Genomic DNA, 18,866 nt, shown 5'->3' on the forward strand with positions numbered 1-18,866 from the left:
CTGCTTTTTATGCGCCGGGTGAGACACCGCGACGGGCGCTTATGCGCTATTCGCCATTCGGGCGGCGGAGCGCTGACATGTCAAGGAGAAGCAAACGTAGGGCGAGTTAGCCGAGGGCGAGCCGCGGACATCCCTCATTGCGACCTTCAGCGAATCCGCCGATCCTCCGATCGACATGGGGTGATTCGTGCTCGCTGAAACTACCGATCAATATCTGGACAGCCTCAATCCCGAGCAGCGCAGGGCCGTCGAGCACGGCATCGGCCCGGATGGAATCATAGGCTCGCCTCTCCTTGTCATTGCCGGCGCAGGATCCGGAAAGACCAACACGCTCGCGCACCGGGTTGCCCACCTCATCATCAAAGGCGCCGACCCGCGCCGCATGCTGCTGATGACGTTTTCGCGCCGTGCCGCCGCCGAGATGACGCAGCGTGTCGAACGCATCGCGCGCCGTGTCCTCGGCGACAAGGCCGGTATCATGACGGAGGCGCTGACCTGGGCCGGGACCTTCCATGGCATCGGGGCACGGCTGCTGCGCGAATATGCCGAACGCATCGGCTTCGATCCGGCCTTCACCATCCATGATCGGGAGGATTCGGCAGACCTGCTCAACCTGGTGCGCCACGAGCTCGGATTTTCAAAGACCGAGTCTCGTTTTCCCACCAAGGGCACGTGTCTTGCGATCTATTCCCGTTGCGTGAACGCGCAGGCGCCGATCGAGGCGGTGCTCGGACAGCATTATCCCTGGTGTTCGGGATGGGCCGGCGAACTCAAGCAATTGTTCGCTGCTTACGTCGAGGCCAAGCAGAAGCAGAACGTGCTCGACTATGACGATCTGCTATTGTGGTGGGCGCAGATGGTCTCCGAGCCGGGAATCGCGCAGGAGATCGGCGGCCGGTTCGATCATGTCATGGTCGACGAGTATCAGGACACCAATCGGCTTCAGGCGACGATACTACTGGCGCTCAAGCCGGACGGTCGCGGCCTTACGGTGGTCGGGGACGACGCCCAATCGATCTATTCGTTTCGCGCGGCCACCGTCAGAAACATTCTGGATTTTCCCGATCACTTCAGCCCAAAAGCAGAGATCGTCACGCTCGACCGCAACTATCGCTCCACTCAGCCGGTTCTGGCGGCCGCCAATGGCGTGATTGGACTTGCCAGAGAACGCTTCACCAAAAACCTCTGGACCGAGCGCAATTCGGCCCAGCTACCCCGTCTGGTCACGGTTCGCGACGAGGCCGACCAGGCGCGCTACATCGTCGAGCAGGTGCTATCGAACCGCGAGGAAGGATCGCGTCTCAAGGAGCAGGCTGTTCTGTTCCGGACGTCCTCACACAGCGGCCCGCTGGAGGTCGAGCTGACGCGGCGCAATATTCCCTTCGTCAAGTTCGGCGGCCTGAAGTTTTTGGACGCCGCCCACGTCAAGGACGTGCTGGCGCTGCTCAAGTTCGTCGAGAACCCGCGGGACCGCGTCGCCGGATTCCGCGTGCTTCATTTGCTGCCCGGTATCGGCCCGGCGTCGGCGCAGCGCATTCTCGATCAAACCACCGTAATGGCCGATCCGATCGCCGCGCTTGCAGCGCTGCCGACGCCTCCCCGCGCCGGCCAGGATTGGACCGCGTTCGTCGAAACGCTTGGTAATCTCCGCTATTCGGAATGGCCTGTTGACATCGAACGTATCAGGCTCTGGTACACCCCGCATCTGGAGCGAATTCACGAGGATGCCGAGGTGCGGCTGGCCGACCTATTGCAGCTCGAGCAGATCGCCTCGGGCTATCCTTCCCGCGAGCGCTTTCTGACCGAGCTCACGCTCGATCCACCTGACGCGACCAGCGATCGCTCCGGGCCACCACTGCGAGACGAAGACTATCTGATCCTGTCCACGATCCACTCTGCCAAGGGTCAGGAATGGAAGTCGGTATACGCCTTGAACGTCGTCGACGGCTGCATGCCGTCTGATCTCGGCGCCGGCACGACGGCTGAACTCGAAGAAGAGCGACGTCTTCTGTATGTTGCGATGACGCGCGCCAAGGACGATCTGCATCTGATCGTGCCGCAGCGCTTCTTCGTGCACGGCCAGCAGGCACGCGGCGACCGGCATGTCTATGCGTCCCGGACGCGGTTCATACCGGATCATCTGGTCAAGCTGTTCGAACGGCAGACATGGCCGGCTGCGTCCCCGGCGGCACGCCCGACGCCAAATCAAAACGTGCAGATGGATATTCGTGAACGCATGCGCGGCATGTGGCGTTAGCAGCGTGGCCGGACGAGCAACCGGGTCGCGCGAATGCGCGACCCGGTTTGGCTCATACAGGCTGCTTGCTACTCGTTACTCGCCGGTGAGAACGCAACTACCATCCGCGATTCATGTGGCGCACTTCGCCGGTTCGCGAGTCGACATAGACTTCCATCCAGCGACCCGCGCGGTCGCGGCCTTTGATCTCCCACTGATCGCCTTGGAACTGGGTGTAGGACACCGTCATGACGCCGAGACCGGTCGCCACGTCGAGCGCGGTCTCCATCGAAATCTGGTCACCGGAATCGAAGGCGACGGCAGGTGTCGCTGCACCAAGCGCTAAGGCAGTGACAATTGGAAGAATGACATTTCGCATGGACACTCCTGTCGAACGCGTTGAGCCGTTACGCCAGTTAGAACGAGCGGCAGTGTAGTGTGTTCCAACACCAGAGATCGCGGAACAGCGTGAAATTTCGGCAGTTGTGGCGATTTCGCGGCGGTTCCCGCTCGCTAACTAGCTCGCCATACACGCTTGGAGCAGCGTAGTACCCAAGCGTTGTCCGGATGATCGTCGCGCAAAAGAAAAGCCCGGCTCACAGCCGGGCTTTTCTTTCATTTAGCGCCTGTCCTGACCGGGGCCTCCGCCACCGCCCGGTCCACCGCCACCCCCGCGCGGTGCGATCTGCGGCGCGCCGCCGCCCTGCGTCGCGGGCGCTGCTGCGCGCGGGGCGGCCGGGGCCGGCGTCTGCTGCGCGCGTACGTTCGGCGGGCCGCCGCCACCGCGCGCCGCATCGGGCTGCGTCATGCGAGGCGTGGCACGGTCCATCCGCGGCGCAGCCGCACGCGGTTCGTCATGGCCGCGCGCCATGATCGGCGGCGTCTGCGGGCGGCCGCGGGTTGTCGGCTGCTCGCGCACCGTCGCTCTTGCGTCCTCACGCGTCATCCGCCGCGCGCTCTCACGCGCCGTCCGCGCGTCTTCCCGCGTCATGCGGTCCCGCACCACCGCGCGTTCGCGCCCTTCGCGTGCGCCACGCGTCGTGATGTCCCTCTCCCGCGTCACGCGTTCCGTCACGCCGGCGCGGCTCCGCTCCGTCACACCGGCGCGCGTCCGTTCCTCGACACGGGCACGCGACCTCTCCTCGACGCCGACACGCGTCCTTGCCTCGGGGAGCGCAGCGTCGCGCGCGACCGCCGCGCGGCCGATCCGGGCCGCCGAGCGGTCGATCGTCAACCGCGTTGCGACACGCTCATGCGACCGCCAGTAGCCACTCCAGTGGGCGCGGCGGTGATACCAGGGACGTGCCGCATAGTGGCTCGACCAGTACGTGGTCAGCACGAACGGCACGATGGGAACGTCGATCTCGTCGACATAGTCGGGCAGATAGACGTAGCGGTTGCGGTAGAGATATTGGAGATACCGCGACGACACCCAGCCACGATCCTCCGACCAGCTCACATCGCACCAGGCCTTGCCTCTGAAGCACCCGTGGATGTTGACACGGGTGCCGCCGGGAATGCGGTCGACGGTCGGAAAGCCTTCACCGGGCCCGGCCTTCAGGCTGACCGTGGTGGTAACGATGCCCGGCGCTGCCAGTGCGGCGGTCGGCATCAGCAGCATGGCTGCTGCAATGAACAATGCTCTAAATTTCATGGCGAATTCCTCCTCTCGAGCAGGAACGCCGCAGCGAAACAGGTGTTCCCTGAGGAGGGTCGCGTTAGCCGAAGGATGCAGGCGTCTCGCAGGCGCGAGACGCGGCTCATTTGTTCGTCATGGGCTCTGCGCAAGCAAACTCTCAGGGCGATCTCGGCAGGCGAGCCTCGGAGACCACCCTCACCCACCTTCCGGCTTAATTCCCGCCGCCTTCATGATCGGCAACAGTCGCGCTTCCTCGCTGTCGCGATAAGCCGTGATCTCCTGCGGCGTGGTCGGCCACGTGGTGGCGCCTAAGTCGGCGTAGCGCTGTTTGAGCCAGGGGTCGTTCAGGGCCTTTGCGGTGAGCGCGTTGATCTGCGCGACGAGGTCGGGCGGCATGTTGGCGGGGCCGATCAGCGCGGTCCATGAGGTGATCTCGTAGCCGGGCAGCAATTCGGCGAACGCGGGCACGTCAGGAAGCTCCGCGATCCGCTTCTTCGCGGTGACCGCGACCGGCCTGATCGCGCCGGAGCGCACGCTCGGCAGCGAGCCCGGCAGGTTGTCGAACAGCAGATCGACATTGCCGCCGAGCAGGTCGTTCAGCGCTGGAGCTGCGCCGCGATAGGGCACGTGGCGGAGCTGGACGCCGGCCATGCTGTTCAGCATTTCGCCGGAGAGATGCAGCGTGGTGCCGAAGCCCGCGGAGGCATAGGTGTATTTGCCCGGCTCCTTCTTGAACGCCGCGAGCAATTCCTTGAGGTCTGCGGAGAACAGGTCCTTCTTCGCGCTTAAAATGTTCGGCAATTGCCACATGCCGGAGATGAAGGTGAAATCCTCGCGCGGGCGATACGGGAGTTTTGCGTAGCTACCGATTGCGAGCACGTTGGAGGCGATGCCGCCGAGCCCGACCGTGTAGCCGTCCGCCGGCGCTTTTGCGATCGCGTCCGCGCCCAGCACACCGCCGGCGCCGGCCTTGTTCTCGACCACGAAAGATTGCCCGGACAGTTCGCTCATCTTCTGGCAGAGCAGGCGCGAGAGCGTGTCGGTGGCGCCGCCGGCCGGAAAGCCGTTGACGTATTTCACGGGCCGGATCGGCCAGGCCTCTGCCGCGCGTCCCGCGTGCGGCATAAGCCACGGCGCGGCAACGGAAGAGCCAAGGAGCGCAAGCGCGCGACGGCGGTCGATAGACAGCGGCATCGGTGTCCTCCCCTTTTAGGCCATACGCCGCCTCACAGCTTTTCGCTGTTCTCTTCTCCTTCGCTCCGTCTTCGATCGGCGTTCCGCGATGATCTCTGACGAGAGGTGGGGCGCGTTCGGCTAACACAGCTTACGGGCTGTCCGCGATGCTGGGAACCCGCTCACTAAACAAAAGGACCCCGACGATGGCGCAGCCCACTCACCCCGGGACAGTCGACCCGGATCTGTGACCTGGCCCACACGCGGTTCAAACCACCTGCCCTACACTTTCGCCCGTGGTGCTCGAGTTCCGGGGACGAATATGGACGACGAGTTTTGCAGGGAAAGGGCAAGGACAGTCAGGGCCCTCGCCGAGCAAGCTGACCCGTTGATCAAGAGGCGGCTGCTGCAACTCGCCTCCCACTACGAGCGCAGGATCACGCGACCATCCTATATCCGAGGCAACCAGGCGGCGGCGTCCCGGCCGCTTGAGGGCGCTTGGGGGCAAGAGGTCGAGCAATCGACCGAACGACCGGACCCTGATCGTCAATAGCCTGCTCCTACTCACTGACGCCGTCAGGACGGCATTCTCTATCGGCGTGCACCGCGCGGTTTGACTGCCCCCTTCTTCCACAGCCGAAATCCGCCCTCGAACGCATTGGTGTTGGCGCCGAGGCGGACCTTGCGCGGCAGCTTGTCGATCTTGTCGGCGTTTCCGCCACCCAGCATGACGTAATCCGGCTCCAGTGCAGCGAGCAGACGCTTCAGGACGTCATCGACCGCGCGTTGCCATTTCTTCCTGCCAACGCGCTTGAGGGCTGCGGCACCGACGCATTGCTCGAACGTCTTGCCGTTGCGGTACGGCAGGTGAGCGAGCTCCATCGGCTCCAGAATGCCATCCACGATCATCGCGGAGCCAAGACCCGTTCCGAGCCCTAAGAACAGCATCCGGCCGCCCTGGTAGCTGCCGATCGCCTGCATCAGCGCATCGTTGACGACCTTGGTCGGGCGGCCGAAGGCCTTTTCGAAATTGAAACCGGCCCACCCGAGACCGAGATTGTGAGGCTCCGACAAGGGCCGGTTGTTGACCACAGGTCCCGGATACCCGACCGCGATGACGTCATAGGACCAGTCCTTCGTCAGCGCCTTGACCTTCCTCACCATCACTTTCGCGGATAGCTCGGGCCCGGACGCAAACGCGCGCCTGGTTCGCTCCGTGCTGGTCATGACCTTCACGCGCGAACCACCGATGTCGATCACGAGGACCGTATGCCGCGATGCACGCTTGCCCGTTTTTTTCTTCGCCATGAGTTCGTGCCCTGCGCTGTCGGATGATCATAACGCCAGCCGATGCTCACCTGAAGCAGAGAGACAAGCAGCATCACAGCTTTGTTCTGCATCCGACTCTATTTTGTTCGCAAAGAACGAATCGGAATCGTGCAAATCAGCGCGAGCCAATTCTTAACAACGCGTTTTGCTTCGTGCTTGCGTAGCACGGACGTGCTCGACCCGTCGGCTCATGCGACGCGCGGCCCGCGACGAGCGCAGTAGCGCTCGCGTAGTGATGACAGGCTCCGCGCAGTCCGCCGCTTCGCTCGCATCCAATCGGCGCGTCGGTGCCAGCAAGGAAAAAGCAGCACCACAGCTTTGTTCTCCATCCGACTCCACTTTGTTCGCAAAGAACGAATCGGAATCGCGAGAAATCAGCGCGAGCCAATTCTTAACAACGCGTTTGCTTCGCGATTGCGCGTCGACGACGCACGCGCTCATCACGAAAAAGCCCGCGACGACATCGCGGGCTTTTTTGCAAGGCTGGGACTTAGTGGGTCGCTCGTCAGCGCCTGTGTACGGCTTGCAGTAACAAGCTCAGCTCAAGCGCCGATCAAACGGCTGTGCTCAGCGAATGGCGCGACCGGTGGTGTCGGTCTGGCCTTGTGCGGTCGTGATCCTGTTCCGCGGCGTCAGGACGCTGAGCTGAAACGGCGTGGCCGAATTTGCGACCGGCGACGCTTCTTGGACGTTTTCAGCGCCCAGCGCCTGAACCTGCGCGGCCGAAACCGGAAAGCCCGCCTTTTCAAAAGCCGGCAACTCGGCCGCGACAGCGCCAGTTGCAGCCGGAATCGCGAGCAGAGCGGCGGCAGCGATGGACAGGGAAATCTTCTTCACTTCAGTTCTCCATAGGTAGCTTGAAATACGGACCTAATAGTCATTTTGCTGCGCTGCAATAGCACATTGTTGCAATGCACACATGCGAGGATAGAATGCGGAGCCGGCCGTTGGTCGCGCGATCAGTCGCAAGGGTTCGCCGGAATTTTCCGCGTTGCAGCCAGGAAATCAGAAGGCGCGGCGCAAGCCGGAGGCTCCATTTGGCAGCGGAGCAAACGGCACCCCTCTCCCTAACCCTCTCCCGCAAGGGGAGAGGGAACCCATCCACGCTGCGTCCCTGACGGTGCAGACCAGAACAACTGTATGGTTCTGTTAGATGAGCACGCTCGTCAGGCTCCCTCCCCCCTTGCGGGGGAGGGTTGGGGAGAGGGGTAAGCCGCGAGCTCCGCCCTCTCGTGCTGTGCCGCGTAATCCGCAGCTCTCGCGACGAATTGGCGGGGCCGCTATCTACACGATGAAGTCGAAAGACGTGGAGGGCCGGGACAAGCTCGGCCAGCGTTGTATCAGGCCGCCTTCGCTTCCTTCTCCGGCGGCGCGGTTTCCATGGCGCGCATGTAGAGATCGAGCAGGCTTTCGCGCTCGTCGCGCTCGTCCTGGTCCTGCTTGCGCAGCTTGATGATCTCCTTGAGGATCTTCACGTCAAACCCTTCGCCCTTGGCCTCCGAAAACACTTCCTTCTTCTGCTCGTTCAGCTCCTGCAATTCGCTGTCGATGTTCTCGATCCGCTCAACGAAAGAACGAATCCGCCCGCCGGGAATGGTGATGTCAGACATGGTGCCTCTTTGTTGAATAGGATCGTGAAAATGCCCGCAAACAAATAACCAATGTGTTAACCTCGGCAGGTTCCCGCCCGGCAATTCGCCATTTCCCAGACTTATCCGCATGAACGTGATTTCGATTCAGTCGCAGGTCGCTTTCGGCCATGTCGGCAACAGCGCCGCGGTGTTTCCGATGCAGATGCACGGCATCGACGTCGTGGCGGTGCCGACCACGCTGCTTTCCAACCGGCCGGGCTATCCGACCATCCGCGGCCGCGTGCTCGCTGCAGATCTCGTTGCCGATCTGCTGCGCGGCATCGAGGAGCGCGGTGCGATCGACGCCGCGCAGATGATCCTGTCGGGCTATCTCGGCTCGGCCGAGAACGCCAACGTGGTTGCGGACTTCGTCGCGCGCGCCAAGGCTCGTAATCCGACGCTGCGCTATTGCTGCGATCCCGTGCTCGGGGATCGCGACCGCGGCCTGTTCGTCCACGCCGACATCCCGCCGCTGGTGCGCGATCATCTCTGCGCGCTAGCCGATGTCATCACGCCCAATCATTTCGAATTCGAATGGCTGTGCGGGACGAAGGCTGCGACGATCGATCAGGCAATCGCGGCGGCGCGGGCGCTGATGTCGTGCGGCCCGTCGACCGTCGTGGTCACCAGCGCCGAGCTGGCCGATACGCCGGAAGGCGAGATCGAGACGCTGGCCATCGAGCGCGCAAAGGCGTGGCGCGTGCGCACGCCGAAACTGCCGATCAGTCCGAACGGCACCGGCGATCTCTTTGCCGCGCTGTTGGTATCCGCCCGCCTCCGCGGCGCAAACACGCCGGAAGCGCTCAGCCACGCCGCCTCCGCCATCTTCGCCGTGCTGGAACGCACCGCGGCCAGCGGCATGGAGGAAATGCGCATCGTCGAGAGCGCAGCGTCACTGGTTGATCCGAAGCGCCGGTTCGACCCCATCGCTATCAGCGGATCGTAGGCCGCTTAGCCCGCTCGACTCACCCGCTACTGCACGACGTCGAGTTTGACCTTGGCAACACCTTTCCCCACCATTCCCAGCGCGTCGGCTGCGGAATAGGAGACGTCGACAACGCGCCCCCGAACGTAGGGACCGCGGTCGTTGACCCGCACCGTCACCGACTGGCCGCTCGCGACGTTTGTCACGCGCAACTTGGTGCCAAACGGCAATGTCGGATGGGCGGCGGTCATTTCCATCGTGTTGAACTTTTCGCCGCTCGCGGTCTTCGTTCCCTCGGTGTAGAAGCTGGCAACCCCATGCGAGGCCGTCTTGGTGCCGCCTGCATCCCTGCGCGACGCAGACCGGGTGTGCTTTCTCACGGCGGCCACGCGCCTCTTCATCATGGACGATGTGGTTCGATCCTGGTCCAGCGACGCCTGCCGGCTGGCGCGAAGCTCGGATTTTTGGGTGACGACCGAGGACTGCGCGCAAGCCGCAAGCGATGCCGCTCCCAGCGTGACAGCAAGCAGTCGTATGAATCTCCCTGCGTGCCCGGCCGTGATTGATCGCGCTTCAAGTTGAGTCCGGCCTGCCCGGACGTCGACGCACGAAGTACTGGTGCAGCCAATGGAAGACATGTTGCATTTCCCCGCCCGCGCCCCAGCCCAAGCCGAAAACCAACACGCGTCCATCGCGGGACCGAATCTGGGCGGAAGCGTGACCGGACCCGATCAGGCACAGCTTCCTCAGCGCAATTTGGTTCGAGTGTGGTGATTGGGTCACAGGAATTAGGAGTTCAGCCAGAATTGCGGCATCGGCTCAGATCAGCTACCCGACCCACTCAGCCGAAGGGAGAGAAACATGCAAGTCGCAGTCGTCGGAGCCGGAGCGGTCGGATGCTACTATGGCGGACTGCTGCTCAAAGCCGGGCATGACGTGACGTTCATCGGCCGGCCGCCGCATGTCGACGCCATCAACACGCATGGCCTGCTGCTGGACACCACGAGTTTCAGGGAGTACCTGCCCGCCCGCGCCGCGACCGACACGACTACCCTCGCCTCGCCCGATCTGGTGCTGGTCTGCGTGAAGTCGGCCGATACCGAACTGGCCGGCCGGTCGCTCGCCGGACGACTGCGGCCGGAAACCTCCGTGCTCAGCCTGCAGAACGGCGTCGACAACGCACCGCGCCTCTCTGCCGTCACCGGCCACGCTGTCATTCCCGTCGTCGTCTATGTCGGCAGCGAGATGGCCGGTCCCGGCCACGTCAGGCATCACGGCGGCGGCGATCTCGCCATCGGCCCCTCGGCCGCGAGCGCAGCGCTGGCCGAAATGCTTCAGGCCGCCGGCATCGGCATCACGATCGCCGACGACATCGACCGGACGCTGTGGAGCAAGCTGATCATCAACTGCGCCTTCAACGCGCTGTCTGCGGTGGCGAGCATTTCCTACGGGCCGATGCTGGACGTCGCAGGCACCCGGGATGTCGTCACAAGCGCGGTGCAGGAAGCGATATCCGTCGCCCGCGCGTGCGGCGTTTCGATTCCCGACGACCTCCTCGAGCATATCCTGAACATCCCCACCATGATGCCGAACCAGATGTCGTCCACCGCGCAGGATCTCGCCCGCGGCAAGCCCAGCGAGATCGACTTTCTCAACGGCCATGTGGTGCGCAAGGGCGCCGAACTCGGCATCGTGACGCCGACCAATCAGGCGCTGCAGGTGATGGTGAAGCTCGCCGAACACGGCAAGAAGATATCGCGGCAACGGCAGTAGCGGGCTGCATGCCGCGCACACTGGTCTGGCGCGCTCTCACCCGCCCATCACATTTCCCCAGCCGTCGAACACATACTCCCGCCACGCCACTGTGCCGTCGTCTCGCGCGCGGCTGAAGCGGCGGAAATCGTCGGCCTCATCGCCGATCCAGGTGATGATCTGGTCGCTTGCGAGGTCGTGCAGGACGGCGGGCTCCGATGGGTTGAAGCTCGTCATGGGGTGCATCGTCGGGTGTTCCGTCATGTCGTTGCAACGCTTTCGCAGCGGCGAAGGTTGCGCATCCTCGCAACCTCCTGCCCGCAACGGCGTTGTCGCAAATCTCTCAAGGAGGCACGCACCATGCGGAACAAGGCGCCAAATTCGCAAAGCACCAAAACGCGCTCGAACGCCCAGATGCAGGCGGCGAATTCAATGCTCAATCCCGGCGATGAAGCACCCCGTGGAACGCCCGGCACCGGCGACGACATCTGCCCCGAATGTCACGGCAAGGGCCGAATCAACGGCTCTCCCTGCCCCAATTGCGGCGGCGGCGGAACGATCACCCGCGCCATCGGCGGCGCGTGAATACGCGTATGCCATTTCGTAGAGCGTAGATTTGGCGGATTAGCCGAAGGCGTAATCCGCCAATGGTGCCGCCTACGCGGTTCGCTTCTCGAGAATCTTGCGGAAATCCGTGGCGAGGCTCGCGTAGTAGCCGGCCAGCCCTTCGTAGAAGGCCTGCTGCGCCTTGTCCGTGGCCTCCTTGGCCTTTGCTTCGCACTTGCCGGCCCGGCTCTCGTACTTCTCCACCTTGGTCTGAAGTTCAGCCACTACCATCGTCATTACTCCCCGCCACCACACATGCTGATGATGCTATGCCGGCAAAAGTCGAAAAGATGGCCGCGTCGGGGAGATTTCGCAGCGTTGCCGTGAGCAAGCGATGGCGACGCGGCCTATCGCGACGGCACCCGCGCCGGCGGACGCATCGATGATCGCGACTTGGCTGACGCTGCCTGCGGCTTCGCCGCGGCGCGCTTTTCGCTATCGATGGATTCCAGATAGGACGTCAGCGCCCAGGCCGAGCTCGCGCCGGTGGAATAGTGCTTTTGCAAAAACAAATAGAGCGTGAGGTGAAAGCGGCCCTTGGCGAGCCCACGCGGGCTGCGATGGCAAGACGCGCAACCTTCGGCAAACAGTTTCGGCGCCGGTTTGCCCTGATCGAGATTCTGCGCGACAGCCGGGCCGGAGAGCGCGGCCATCAACACAAGAACAAGCAGGCCGCAGCGCGCTTTCGTTGGCGACATCAATTCTACCCGTGCATGAAGCAAATGGACGAGCTGCCTGCGGCAGCTCAAGAAAGGCGGAAGATGGCAGGCAATTCGCAATCTGCTGTCCAGCCGTGGCGAAAAGTGGGTGCGTTTTCGCCAACATTGCGCTCCGTTCGGGGCATGGGAGATGTGCCCCTCAATAAGGCGGCTTCTTGCGCTCCCGCTGCGCCCGTGCCGCCTCCATCCACCACACGAGATCATCGGCGAAGCGCGGAAACGCGTGCGCCAGCGCCTTGCCGCCCTCGCCGATCGGCTTGCCGTCTTCGCTCAGCGTCTGCGCGATCGGCCCGACCGCGACCGAGCTCGAAATCACCACCATGCCCATTTCCGAAAGCGTGCCGTGCCAGGCGAGCGCGGCGCGTGCGCCGGAGAAGCGGCCGGCCGAATAGCTCGCGATCGCCGCCGGCCGCCAGAACCATTCTTCCAGAAAATGGTCGGTGAGATTTTTCAGCCCCGGCTGCATGCCCCAATTATATTCGCCGGTCACCAACACAAAGCCGTCGGCGCTGCGGATCTTTCCCGCAAGTTCTTCGAGCGCCGCGGGCGCACCACCTTTCGGATACTCCTTGTACATCCGGTCCAGCATCGGCAGGCCGATCGCCTTGGCGTCGATCAACTCGACATCATCGCCGCGCGCGCGAAACCCCTCGACGACGAACTGCGCGAGACGAATGCCCATGCGGTCGGAACGGTAGGAGCCGTAAAGGACGAGGATACGGTTGCTCATGAGACCTCAACCCTCAGGACATTGGATGATGACACTGGAACCATGCGCGCCATTCTCATGCAAGGCCTGAGCCGCCTCGATGGCCTTGGCAAGGCGATCGAACTCATCCTCGGCGCGACCGTGCTGAACACGATCATCTTCCTCGCACTGCTGTCGTCCTATGCCGCAGCCACCCGCTGAAGGTTCAAGCAGCCAACAAAAAAGCGGCCTTGCGGCCGCTTCTTTGCAGTTGCTAGTCCGGCTCTACCAATAGCCGGGCCCATCATAATAGGCATATGAATCGACGTACGGCGCACCCGCGATTGCAGCCGCCGTTCCGACTGCCACGCCAACCGGTCCGCCGACATAGCCCGGGCGATAATACACGCGCGGGCCATACACACGCGGGCCGTAGTAATAGCTGTAGTCATAACGGCTTGGCGTTCGCACGCCGTATCCGCCGAGCAGATAGTCGGAGTTCGGGTGGGAGAACCCGATCATGCCGGGCTCCTGGGTGGCTTCCTGCGAGAGCGCAGGCGTCGCGAGCCCTACCGCAAGGATGGCGGCCGCGCCGAGCAGTGTGAGTTTTGTCATCGCTCATTCTCCAATGTGAACATGAAGAGCGAACGGGCAGGTAAGATGCTGGTTCCGGAGGCGAATTCACAGCGCCGTGAATATCAGCGGCGATTTGCTGCGGGTCGCAAAGAGAAAAGGCCGACGGGCGTTACGCCGCCGGCCTTCTCTTGCAACTGCCGGCTCGGGAGGTCCGGTTCCGCTGCGATTCCATGCCTAAAATTTGACCATTACAGTCTTAACAAAATCCTAACACGCGACCGTGACGCGCATCACGGAGCGCCAGAACCTTGTCCGGCTAGCCTGCGACCAACAATGAAGATCGCCTGCAACAGGAGGCCCGACATGACCCAGGTCTATTTCCACTGCTCAAACTCCCGGGAAGTCCGGCTCGACCGATCCGGCGAAGCGGTGAGCGACCTCGCCGAGGCGCGTGACCGCGCCGCCTGCATCGTTCGATCGCTCATCATGGGGCGGGACGCGGAAGACTGGCGCGACTGGGTCGTGCATGTCAGCGACGATTTCGACGAGGAGATCTTCGTTCTGCCCTTCGCCTTCGTCCTCGGCAAGCCGCACTGAGAGGTTGCCATGTTGCTCCGCCGCCTGGATGCGATCATGGCACGGTGGCACCACCTGATCGAGCGCGCCTGCGACCCCTATCGTCCCGAGCGGCACTACATGCGCGGCCCCGGCCCAAAGTGGCACGCCAGGCATCCGGCAGGCAGCGCAGGCGCCGTCCTCTAACCTCACTGCGTCGTAAGCTCCTCATCGTGAGGAGCGCCAACGGGTCTGCGCGTAGCGCGGCCCGATGACAGGCGCCCGTGCCCGGCCGCCCCCGGCCGCCTGCAGGTATGATCGCTGCGCCCGGGTTCCAGTCCGGCGGGGGAGCCGCAGCCCCAACCTCTCCACGCTCTCGCCTTGCTTTGGTCAAACCTCGCTGGCCGTGTGGTGGCCAGGGCAGAGGTTTTCCACGCAGCAGAGCATGCTTGCCGCCCCGATCCGGGTGACATTGGACTGAGCAAGGGACCGCCAATGCAATCCACGCCAACACTGAAAGAGGCTGATCCGCACGACGTTTTTGCGATCGAATCGGTGCTGGCCGCGCACGCCCACAAGGCGCCGCCGCTGGCCCACGATCCGGCCACCGCTCCCGTAGCGCCGCAAGTCCAACCGGTGGCGCCGCAGGTCAATATTGCGCCGCAAGTCCAAGCCGCGGCACCGCCGCAAGTCCAAGCCGCGGCCAAGTCGCAGGTTCACGTCGCGCCCGCGATTTCGATCAGCGCGCCAACCCCGCAGGTCGAACCGACGTTTCGCACCACCGACATGCGCGATGCCCAGATGCGTGATGTCCAAGCCGACAACATCAGACCGGGCGAGGAGATCAAGCTGGATGGCCTGAACGCCGCCGGCGAGCGGCCGATGGCCAAATGGACGAAGCGCGTGATGATGGCGCTGTTGGCCCTGGTCGGCGCCATTGGTGCCGCCGCCTGGCAGCACTATGGCGATCAGGCCAAGGCGATGGCTGCCGAATGGGCGCCGCCCTTCGTGCTGGCTGCCTTGCCTTCGGCAGCCAAGCCCGTCGTGGCCGGGCAACCGAGCGCGCCGGCTGCTCCAGCCGCCGCAACCGATCAGGCCGCAGCGGAGCCGGCGGCAACGGCAGCACCGGCTCAACCCGAACCCACGGCTACTGCCGCGGCTGCTCCCTCCACGGAATCGGCCCAGTTGCAATCCATGGCACAGGATCTCGCCGCGATGGGCCAGCAGGTCGAGGAGCTGAAGGCGACTATCGCGCAGCTCAAGGCAAGCCAGGCGCAAATGGCGCGGGAATTTGCCAAGGCTACCGACAAGGCTGCCGAAATGAAAGCTTCGGAAGCGAGGGCTGCTGAGGTCCGACCCGAACAGAATTTTCGCCCGAGGGTAACAGCCGCGCCGCCACCGCCCCGATCCGCGAATGCGCCTGTCGCGCCTGTCCGGAAGCCGAAGCCGGCTTACTATCCACCGGCTCAAGCCGCCTATGTCCCCCCTCCGCCGCCAGCCGCCGCCCCCGCGCCGCTGCCGCCGGCACCGCCGCAGCAAACCATGGCTGATGACGGCGAGCCGGTGGTCCGCCCGCCGATGCCGCTGCGGTAAGTAACTGTGTCCCGGATGCCGCGCGCTGTGCCGCGCCGCATCCGGGACAAATCCGCTAGCTCTGATGCGGGCCTCGCATCAGCTTCATGGCGTCTTCGATATGACGCCATTCCTTGGCTTCCTCGATATCGCCACTGCTCTCGCAAGCCTGTGCATTGTGTGCGGCTTGTGCGATCGCGGTGAGGCCGTGCTTTTCCATCATCTGGCGTGCAATCGTGTGGATCTGCATTTCCGACATCATGTTGCTCTCCCGGGGTTGCATCCGTCCTCGCCGCAGTGATTCGAATGTCGCGGCTTCCTCGTCAAAACGGCCGAACCGAAAATCTCGTTCCTCCTGCCGCAGTAGATAATTTTAGGACAAATCTTGGGATCGCGCGGTTCCACCCGGGGCGGCTCTCCCCCGTAATATCCCGCCCGCAATCTCCCCGAATATCAAGCCGGTCGTCCGCCTGATATTTTTTCAGCGTGAATCGCAATCGCGGGAGTCGGACATGGCATTAGTCTATTTCCACTGCTCCAATTCCGAGGGCGCACGCATCGTTCAGCGTGGCCTTGCCGTCGGAAATCTGGCCGAAGCGCGTGACCACGCCGCCCGCGTCGTGCAGTCGCTGATTACGGCGCAGTGCCCGGAAGACTGGCGCGACTGGACACTGCATGCGAGCGACGATCTCCACGTCGAAATCTTCGCCCTGCCGTTTTCGTCCGTGCTCGGCGAGCCGCATTGAGAGGTCGCCATGCTGGCCGTGCAATCGCTTCTTCGATATCTGAACCAGGTCGCCGCGCGATTGCAGGTTCTGCTCGACCTTGCCCGCAACCCCTATCGCCCCGAGCTGCACTACATGCGCGGCCCCGGCCCAAAATGGCACGAGAAGCATCAAGGCGGCGTAGGAGTCGCGTAGTCTTGTAGTCTTGTAGTCTTGTAGTCTTGTAGTCTTGTAGGGTTGGCAAAGCGAAGCGTGTCCACCGTTAGTGCGCCGCCGCGGCGATATGGTGGGCACGGCGCAAGAGCGCCTTTGCCCACCCTACAGCCCTCTCACAAATCCCCCAACTCTGGCGGCTCGAACCAGTTCGTCAGCGACAGCCCGCCATCGATCGCGATCGCCGCGCCCGTGACATAGGCCGATATCCGGTTCGACAGCACCGCCAGCGCCAGCGGCGCAAGGTCTTCGGCCTGGCCTAGCCGGCCGAGCGGAATGTGTCTTGCGAGCGCGGGATCGGCGACGAAGCCGCCGGCCGCAATCGCGCCCGGCACCAAGGCGTTGACGCGAATGTTGAAGCGGCCGAACGTCTTGGCCAATTCCTTCACCAGCATCGAAAGCCCCGCCTTCGCCGTCGAGTAATGCGGCAGGTTGCGCGGCGTGCCGGCATGCAGCGAGGTCAGCAGCAGGAACGAGCCGGGCGTCTTGTCGGCGATCAGCTTGCGCGCCAGTTCGCGGCAGAGGTGGAATCCGGCGTCCAGATTCACCGCGTGCATCTGCGCCCAAATCTCCGTGGTGACGCCGAGCGCATGATCGGCTTCGCGCCGCGGTGGCGAGGCGCTGTGCACGAAATGCGTCACGCGCCCGACGGCAGACGCGGCGTCAGCCAGCAGCGCCTCGCGCGCCGCGGGATCGGCGAGATCACCGACCCAGGGCAGTGCCAGCTCCGGCCGCGGCGACGCGTTGGCTGCCGCCGTAACCGTGTCCCGGTTCACATCGGCAAACACCGTGCGGACGCCCTCGCCCACCAGCGCCTGCGCAATTGCGCGGCCGATCCCGTTGCCCGCGCCGGTGACGAGCGCGGCCTCGCGCGCGGGATCGAATGGCATACCCAACAGGCTCATGTTCGCGTCTCCCATCGAAACAGGCATAGCCAATTCTACAGACCGACCGCATCTTGCGCTGTATCAATTCGGCGCGCCATCTGCATCGCTAGGTTGCTTTCACCTTGCCTGAAACCGTCTTAAGCTCCCTTTCATAATGGGCGGGCTCACCGTCATGCAAACCCGCGTTCGAAAGGTCGCCCACGTTCTGGAACGCGTCGGGCTTGCCATGGCAGGCGCGGCGAGCGGGTTGTTTGTGGCGGCTCTGGTAGGGACGAGCCACGCCGCACTCACCAATCAGGCGTTCCTGCTGCTGATGATGGTCGGTGGCGCCATCGGCTTTTATCTCGGAATCGATACGCCGCTGCGCGTCACCGCGTCGAACGACCGGCCTCCCGATGACGCCTGGGTCGACAGAGTGGACACGCCGGACCTGCTAAGCTCCATCGGGACCTTCCTCGCGGCGTTGTCGGCGTTCGCTTGCGTCGGCCTAATCGTGCTGCGCCACGATCCGCATTTGGCATGGATTTGGATGATCATGGCCGGATGGGTGGTCGGCGTCGCCATGCAGATTACCGCCGGTACGATGGCCCGCCTGCGCCGCTGATCGAGCGCTCCGTCCGACCTCAGCTCTCGTCTTCCAGCGTCAACACCAAACCGGTCAGCGCCGCGCCGATGCCGAACATTAGCCCGTAGGTTGTCACCAGCATCACCGTGGTCTGAACAGGTGCGCCGCTCTTGGCGACGAGGTCTCTGACATGGAAGGCATCGATGAGGCCGAGCAACAGGACCAGCGTTAGTCCAAGCGCCACGCCCATCAGAAAATGGGTGAGCAGCGCATTGAAGAGTGACTTTTCCCGACGCATGGAGGCCGTGCCTCTCGGCATGATGCCAAGCCAACGCACGGCCGAAGAAACTGGTTCCATACCGCGAGAATAGAATTCGCCTTGCGCTGCAGCGCATCGGCGGCCTTCAGGCGTTTGCAAAACGTTAAGCAAGTGCCGGTACCTCCATCGGCATTCCCAAAAAATTCCACAATCCTTTTTAGGAAGAACACATTGTTTTCGACAAAGGAGAATTTCCCATGCGGTTAGGGCAAGCGATCTTTTTCGGTTCGGCGGCCGCCCTCCTCACTTTGGCAGCGCCGACGCTCGCCAGAAACTCCAACACGAACTCCAACACGAATTCCCAACCGGCAAAGACGAGCGAAGCGCCCGCTTCCGCCTCCTGCCATGCCTATCAGCAGGCGACCGACGGCTCATGGACGCAACTGCCCTGTCAGGAAACGGGTTCAAAGGCGCCGCAGCCGAAATCCGCATCGAAGAACGCGGAAGAGGAAACGCGCTGAGTGCTGAGCCGGCGACTGATGGAGCCGGACCTCCAGTGCAATCCGCCGCAGGCAAATCACTTCTGATTTTCAGAAATGGCGTCAAGCCCAGGAATCAAAAAGAATCTAAAATATTTCGCTTAACGCGAGGGGCAAATCAGTCGCATAACTCCGTCCGTCTCACCCGATGGAGGGGCGCTTCGCGATCGTCACGAACGTGCGGTGAGATGCGGTGGACGCTGAATGCGCGCTAGACGTACGCGCAGGAAGCGTACGGCGAAGTCGTGTGGTCCTGATGTCGCGGTGCTGGCATTAA

The 18,866-nt window shown here is 63.4% G+C and carries 27 protein-coding genes; 12 read left to right on the forward strand and 15 right to left on the reverse strand.

Annotated features, from left to right (window positions below):
* The first annotated feature begins 187 nt into the window (after positions 1-187).
* Positions 188-2,257 carry an ATP-dependent helicase gene (locus V1278_RS23775; protein ID WP_334382382.1) on the forward strand — a complete coding sequence of 690 codons (2,070 nt, stop codon included), beginning with the start codon at positions 188-190 and terminating at the stop codon, positions 2,255-2,257.
* A gap of 97 nt (positions 2,258-2,354) precedes the next feature.
* Here the strand turns inward: V1278_RS23775 and V1278_RS23780 are convergent, their stop codons facing one another.
* The 6 genes from V1278_RS23780 to V1278_RS23805 all read right to left on the reverse strand — a co-directional run bounded on the left by V1278_RS23780 (position 2,355) and on the right by V1278_RS23805 (position 7,987).
* On the reverse strand, positions 2,355-2,615 hold the full coding sequence (locus V1278_RS23780; protein ID WP_028346352.1) for a PepSY domain-containing protein: 261 nt from the start codon (positions 2,613-2,615) through the stop codon (positions 2,355-2,357).
* A 240-nt stretch (positions 2,616-2,855) separates the two neighbouring features.
* The gene (locus tag V1278_RS23785) at positions 2,856-3,890 is read right to left on the reverse strand and encodes an SH3 domain-containing protein (RefSeq protein WP_334382383.1); all 1,035 of its coding nucleotides are present in this window, start codon (positions 3,888-3,890) and stop codon (positions 2,856-2,858) included.
* 180 nt (positions 3,891-4,070) lie between these two features.
* Positions 4,071-5,069 carry a Bug family tripartite tricarboxylate transporter substrate binding protein gene (locus V1278_RS23790; RefSeq protein ID WP_334368669.1) on the reverse strand — a complete coding sequence of 333 codons (999 nt, stop codon included), beginning with the start codon at positions 5,067-5,069 and terminating at the stop codon, positions 4,071-4,073.
* A gap of 570 nt (positions 5,070-5,639) precedes the next feature.
* Positions 5,640-6,356: an ROK family protein gene (locus tag V1278_RS23795; RefSeq protein WP_334382384.1), complete on the reverse strand. Its 717-nt coding sequence runs from the start codon at positions 6,354-6,356 to the stop codon at positions 5,640-5,642.
* Between the two features lie 588 nt (positions 6,357-6,944).
* On the reverse strand, positions 6,945-7,214 hold the full coding sequence (locus V1278_RS23800; RefSeq protein ID WP_334368665.1) for a hypothetical protein: 270 nt from the start codon (positions 7,212-7,214) through the stop codon (positions 6,945-6,947).
* 503 nt (positions 7,215-7,717) lie between these two features.
* Positions 7,718-7,987 (reverse strand): DUF2312 domain-containing protein, encoded by a 270-nt coding sequence (locus V1278_RS23805; RefSeq protein ID WP_028346359.1) that lies wholly within the window; start codon positions 7,985-7,987, stop codon positions 7,718-7,720.
* A gap of 109 nt (positions 7,988-8,096) precedes the next feature.
* Here V1278_RS23805 and pdxY point away from each other — a divergent pair, with 109 nt between their 5' ends.
* Positions 8,097-8,954: a pyridoxal kinase PdxY gene (gene pdxY, locus V1278_RS23810; protein WP_334382385.1), complete on the forward strand. Its 858-nt coding sequence runs from the start codon at positions 8,097-8,099 to the stop codon at positions 8,952-8,954.
* Between the two features lie 26 nt (positions 8,955-8,980).
* On the opposite strand, the gene V1278_RS23815 is transcribed toward pdxY, so the two are convergent.
* Positions 8,981-9,496 carry a septal ring lytic transglycosylase RlpA family protein gene (locus V1278_RS23815; RefSeq protein ID WP_442893828.1) on the reverse strand — a complete coding sequence of 172 codons (516 nt, stop codon included), beginning with the start codon at positions 9,494-9,496 and terminating at the stop codon, positions 8,981-8,983.
* A gap of 298 nt (positions 9,497-9,794) precedes the next feature.
* On the opposite strand from V1278_RS23815, the gene V1278_RS23820 reads away from it, so the two are divergent.
* Positions 9,795-10,706, forward strand: a complete 912-nt coding sequence (locus V1278_RS23820; RefSeq protein ID WP_334382386.1) for a ketopantoate reductase family protein — start codon at positions 9,795-9,797, stop codon at positions 10,704-10,706.
* A 36-nt stretch (positions 10,707-10,742) separates the two neighbouring features.
* On the opposite strand, the gene V1278_RS23825 is transcribed toward V1278_RS23820, so the two are convergent.
* Positions 10,743-10,922: a hypothetical protein gene (locus V1278_RS23825; RefSeq protein WP_334368658.1), complete on the reverse strand. Its 180-nt coding sequence runs from the start codon at positions 10,920-10,922 to the stop codon at positions 10,743-10,745.
* Between the two features lie 123 nt (positions 10,923-11,045).
* Between V1278_RS23825 and V1278_RS23830 the strand changes: the two genes are divergently transcribed.
* Complete coding sequence (locus V1278_RS23830) at positions 11,046-11,270, forward strand: hypothetical protein (RefSeq protein WP_334384342.1); 225 nt, start codon at positions 11,046-11,048, stop codon at positions 11,268-11,270.
* A 72-nt stretch (positions 11,271-11,342) separates the two neighbouring features.
* Here the strand turns inward: V1278_RS23830 and V1278_RS23835 are convergent, their stop codons facing one another.
* From V1278_RS23835 to V1278_RS23845, 3 genes are all read right to left on the reverse strand, one after another.
* Positions 11,343-11,528 (reverse strand): hypothetical protein, encoded by a 186-nt coding sequence (locus V1278_RS23835; protein WP_065744956.1) that lies wholly within the window; start codon positions 11,526-11,528, stop codon positions 11,343-11,345.
* Between the two features lie 110 nt (positions 11,529-11,638).
* Positions 11,639-11,989: a hypothetical protein gene (locus V1278_RS23840; RefSeq protein WP_334382387.1), complete on the reverse strand. Its 351-nt coding sequence runs from the start codon at positions 11,987-11,989 to the stop codon at positions 11,639-11,641.
* A gap of 160 nt (positions 11,990-12,149) precedes the next feature.
* Positions 12,150-12,740 carry an NADPH-dependent FMN reductase gene (locus tag V1278_RS23845; protein WP_334368654.1) on the reverse strand — a complete coding sequence of 197 codons (591 nt, stop codon included), beginning with the start codon at positions 12,738-12,740 and terminating at the stop codon, positions 12,150-12,152.
* A 42-nt stretch (positions 12,741-12,782) separates the two neighbouring features.
* Here V1278_RS23845 and V1278_RS23850 point away from each other — a divergent pair, with 42 nt between their 5' ends.
* Complete coding sequence (locus V1278_RS23850) at positions 12,783-12,920, forward strand: hypothetical protein (protein ID WP_334382388.1); 138 nt, start codon at positions 12,783-12,785, stop codon at positions 12,918-12,920.
* A 63-nt stretch (positions 12,921-12,983) separates the two neighbouring features.
* On the opposite strand, the gene V1278_RS23855 is transcribed toward V1278_RS23850, so the two are convergent.
* A complete protein-coding gene (locus V1278_RS23855) occupies positions 12,984-13,313 on the reverse strand; it encodes a hypothetical protein (RefSeq protein ID WP_334382389.1) in 330 nt (109 codons plus the stop codon).
* Positions 13,314-13,637: 324 nt separating this feature from the next.
* On the opposite strand from V1278_RS23855, the gene V1278_RS23860 reads away from it, so the two are divergent.
* The 3 genes from V1278_RS23860 to V1278_RS23870 all read left to right on the forward strand — a co-directional run bounded on the left by V1278_RS23860 (position 13,638) and on the right by V1278_RS23870 (position 15,422).
* Positions 13,638-13,871, forward strand: a complete 234-nt coding sequence (locus V1278_RS23860) for a DUF6894 family protein (RefSeq protein WP_028346366.1) — start codon at positions 13,638-13,640, stop codon at positions 13,869-13,871.
* A 9-nt stretch (positions 13,872-13,880) separates the two neighbouring features.
* Positions 13,881-14,036: a hypothetical protein gene (locus V1278_RS23865; RefSeq protein WP_334368649.1), complete on the forward strand. Its 156-nt coding sequence runs from the start codon at positions 13,881-13,883 to the stop codon at positions 14,034-14,036.
* A gap of 288 nt (positions 14,037-14,324) precedes the next feature.
* Positions 14,325-15,422 carry a hypothetical protein gene (locus V1278_RS23870; RefSeq protein ID WP_334382390.1) on the forward strand — a complete coding sequence of 366 codons (1,098 nt, stop codon included), beginning with the start codon at positions 14,325-14,327 and terminating at the stop codon, positions 15,420-15,422.
* A 55-nt stretch (positions 15,423-15,477) separates the two neighbouring features.
* Here V1278_RS23870 and V1278_RS23875 read toward each other — a convergent pair whose 3' ends face one another.
* Positions 15,478-15,663, reverse strand: a complete 186-nt coding sequence (locus tag V1278_RS23875) for a hypothetical protein (protein ID WP_028346367.1) — start codon at positions 15,661-15,663, stop codon at positions 15,478-15,480.
* A gap of 250 nt (positions 15,664-15,913) precedes the next feature.
* On the opposite strand from V1278_RS23875, the gene V1278_RS23880 reads away from it, so the two are divergent.
* Together V1278_RS23880 and V1278_RS23885 are read left to right on the forward strand one after the other, a co-directional pair.
* Complete coding sequence (locus tag V1278_RS23880) at positions 15,914-16,147, forward strand: DUF6894 family protein (RefSeq protein ID WP_334382391.1); 234 nt, start codon at positions 15,914-15,916, stop codon at positions 16,145-16,147.
* A 9-nt stretch (positions 16,148-16,156) separates the two neighbouring features.
* Positions 16,157-16,321: a hypothetical protein gene (locus V1278_RS23885; protein WP_334368642.1), complete on the forward strand. Its 165-nt coding sequence runs from the start codon at positions 16,157-16,159 to the stop codon at positions 16,319-16,321.
* A gap of 134 nt (positions 16,322-16,455) precedes the next feature.
* On the opposite strand, the gene V1278_RS23890 is transcribed toward V1278_RS23885, so the two are convergent.
* Positions 16,456-17,244: an SDR family NAD(P)-dependent oxidoreductase gene (locus V1278_RS23890; RefSeq protein ID WP_334382392.1), complete on the reverse strand. Its 789-nt coding sequence runs from the start codon at positions 17,242-17,244 to the stop codon at positions 16,456-16,458.
* Positions 17,245-17,398: 154 nt separating this feature from the next.
* Between V1278_RS23890 and V1278_RS23895 the strand changes: the two genes are divergently transcribed.
* Entirely contained in the window at positions 17,399-17,830 is a 432-nt protein-coding gene (locus V1278_RS23895; protein WP_334369274.1) for a hypothetical protein, read from the forward strand.
* A 19-nt stretch (positions 17,831-17,849) separates the two neighbouring features.
* Here the strand turns inward: V1278_RS23895 and V1278_RS23900 are convergent, their stop codons facing one another.
* A complete protein-coding gene (locus tag V1278_RS23900; protein ID WP_063830275.1) occupies positions 17,850-18,089 on the reverse strand; it encodes a hypothetical protein in 240 nt (79 codons plus the stop codon).
* 218 nt (positions 18,090-18,307) lie between these two features.
* Between V1278_RS23900 and V1278_RS23905 the strand changes: the two genes are divergently transcribed.
* The gene (locus tag V1278_RS23905; protein WP_334368636.1) at positions 18,308-18,571 is read left to right on the forward strand and encodes a hypothetical protein; all 264 of its coding nucleotides are present in this window, start codon (positions 18,308-18,310) and stop codon (positions 18,569-18,571) included.
* The last annotated feature ends 295 nt before the right edge of the window (positions 18,572-18,866 follow it).

This window comes from Bradyrhizobium sp. AZCC 1577 (assembly GCF_036924575.1).
Taxonomy (GTDB): Bacteria; Pseudomonadota; Alphaproteobacteria; order Rhizobiales; family Xanthobacteraceae; genus Bradyrhizobium.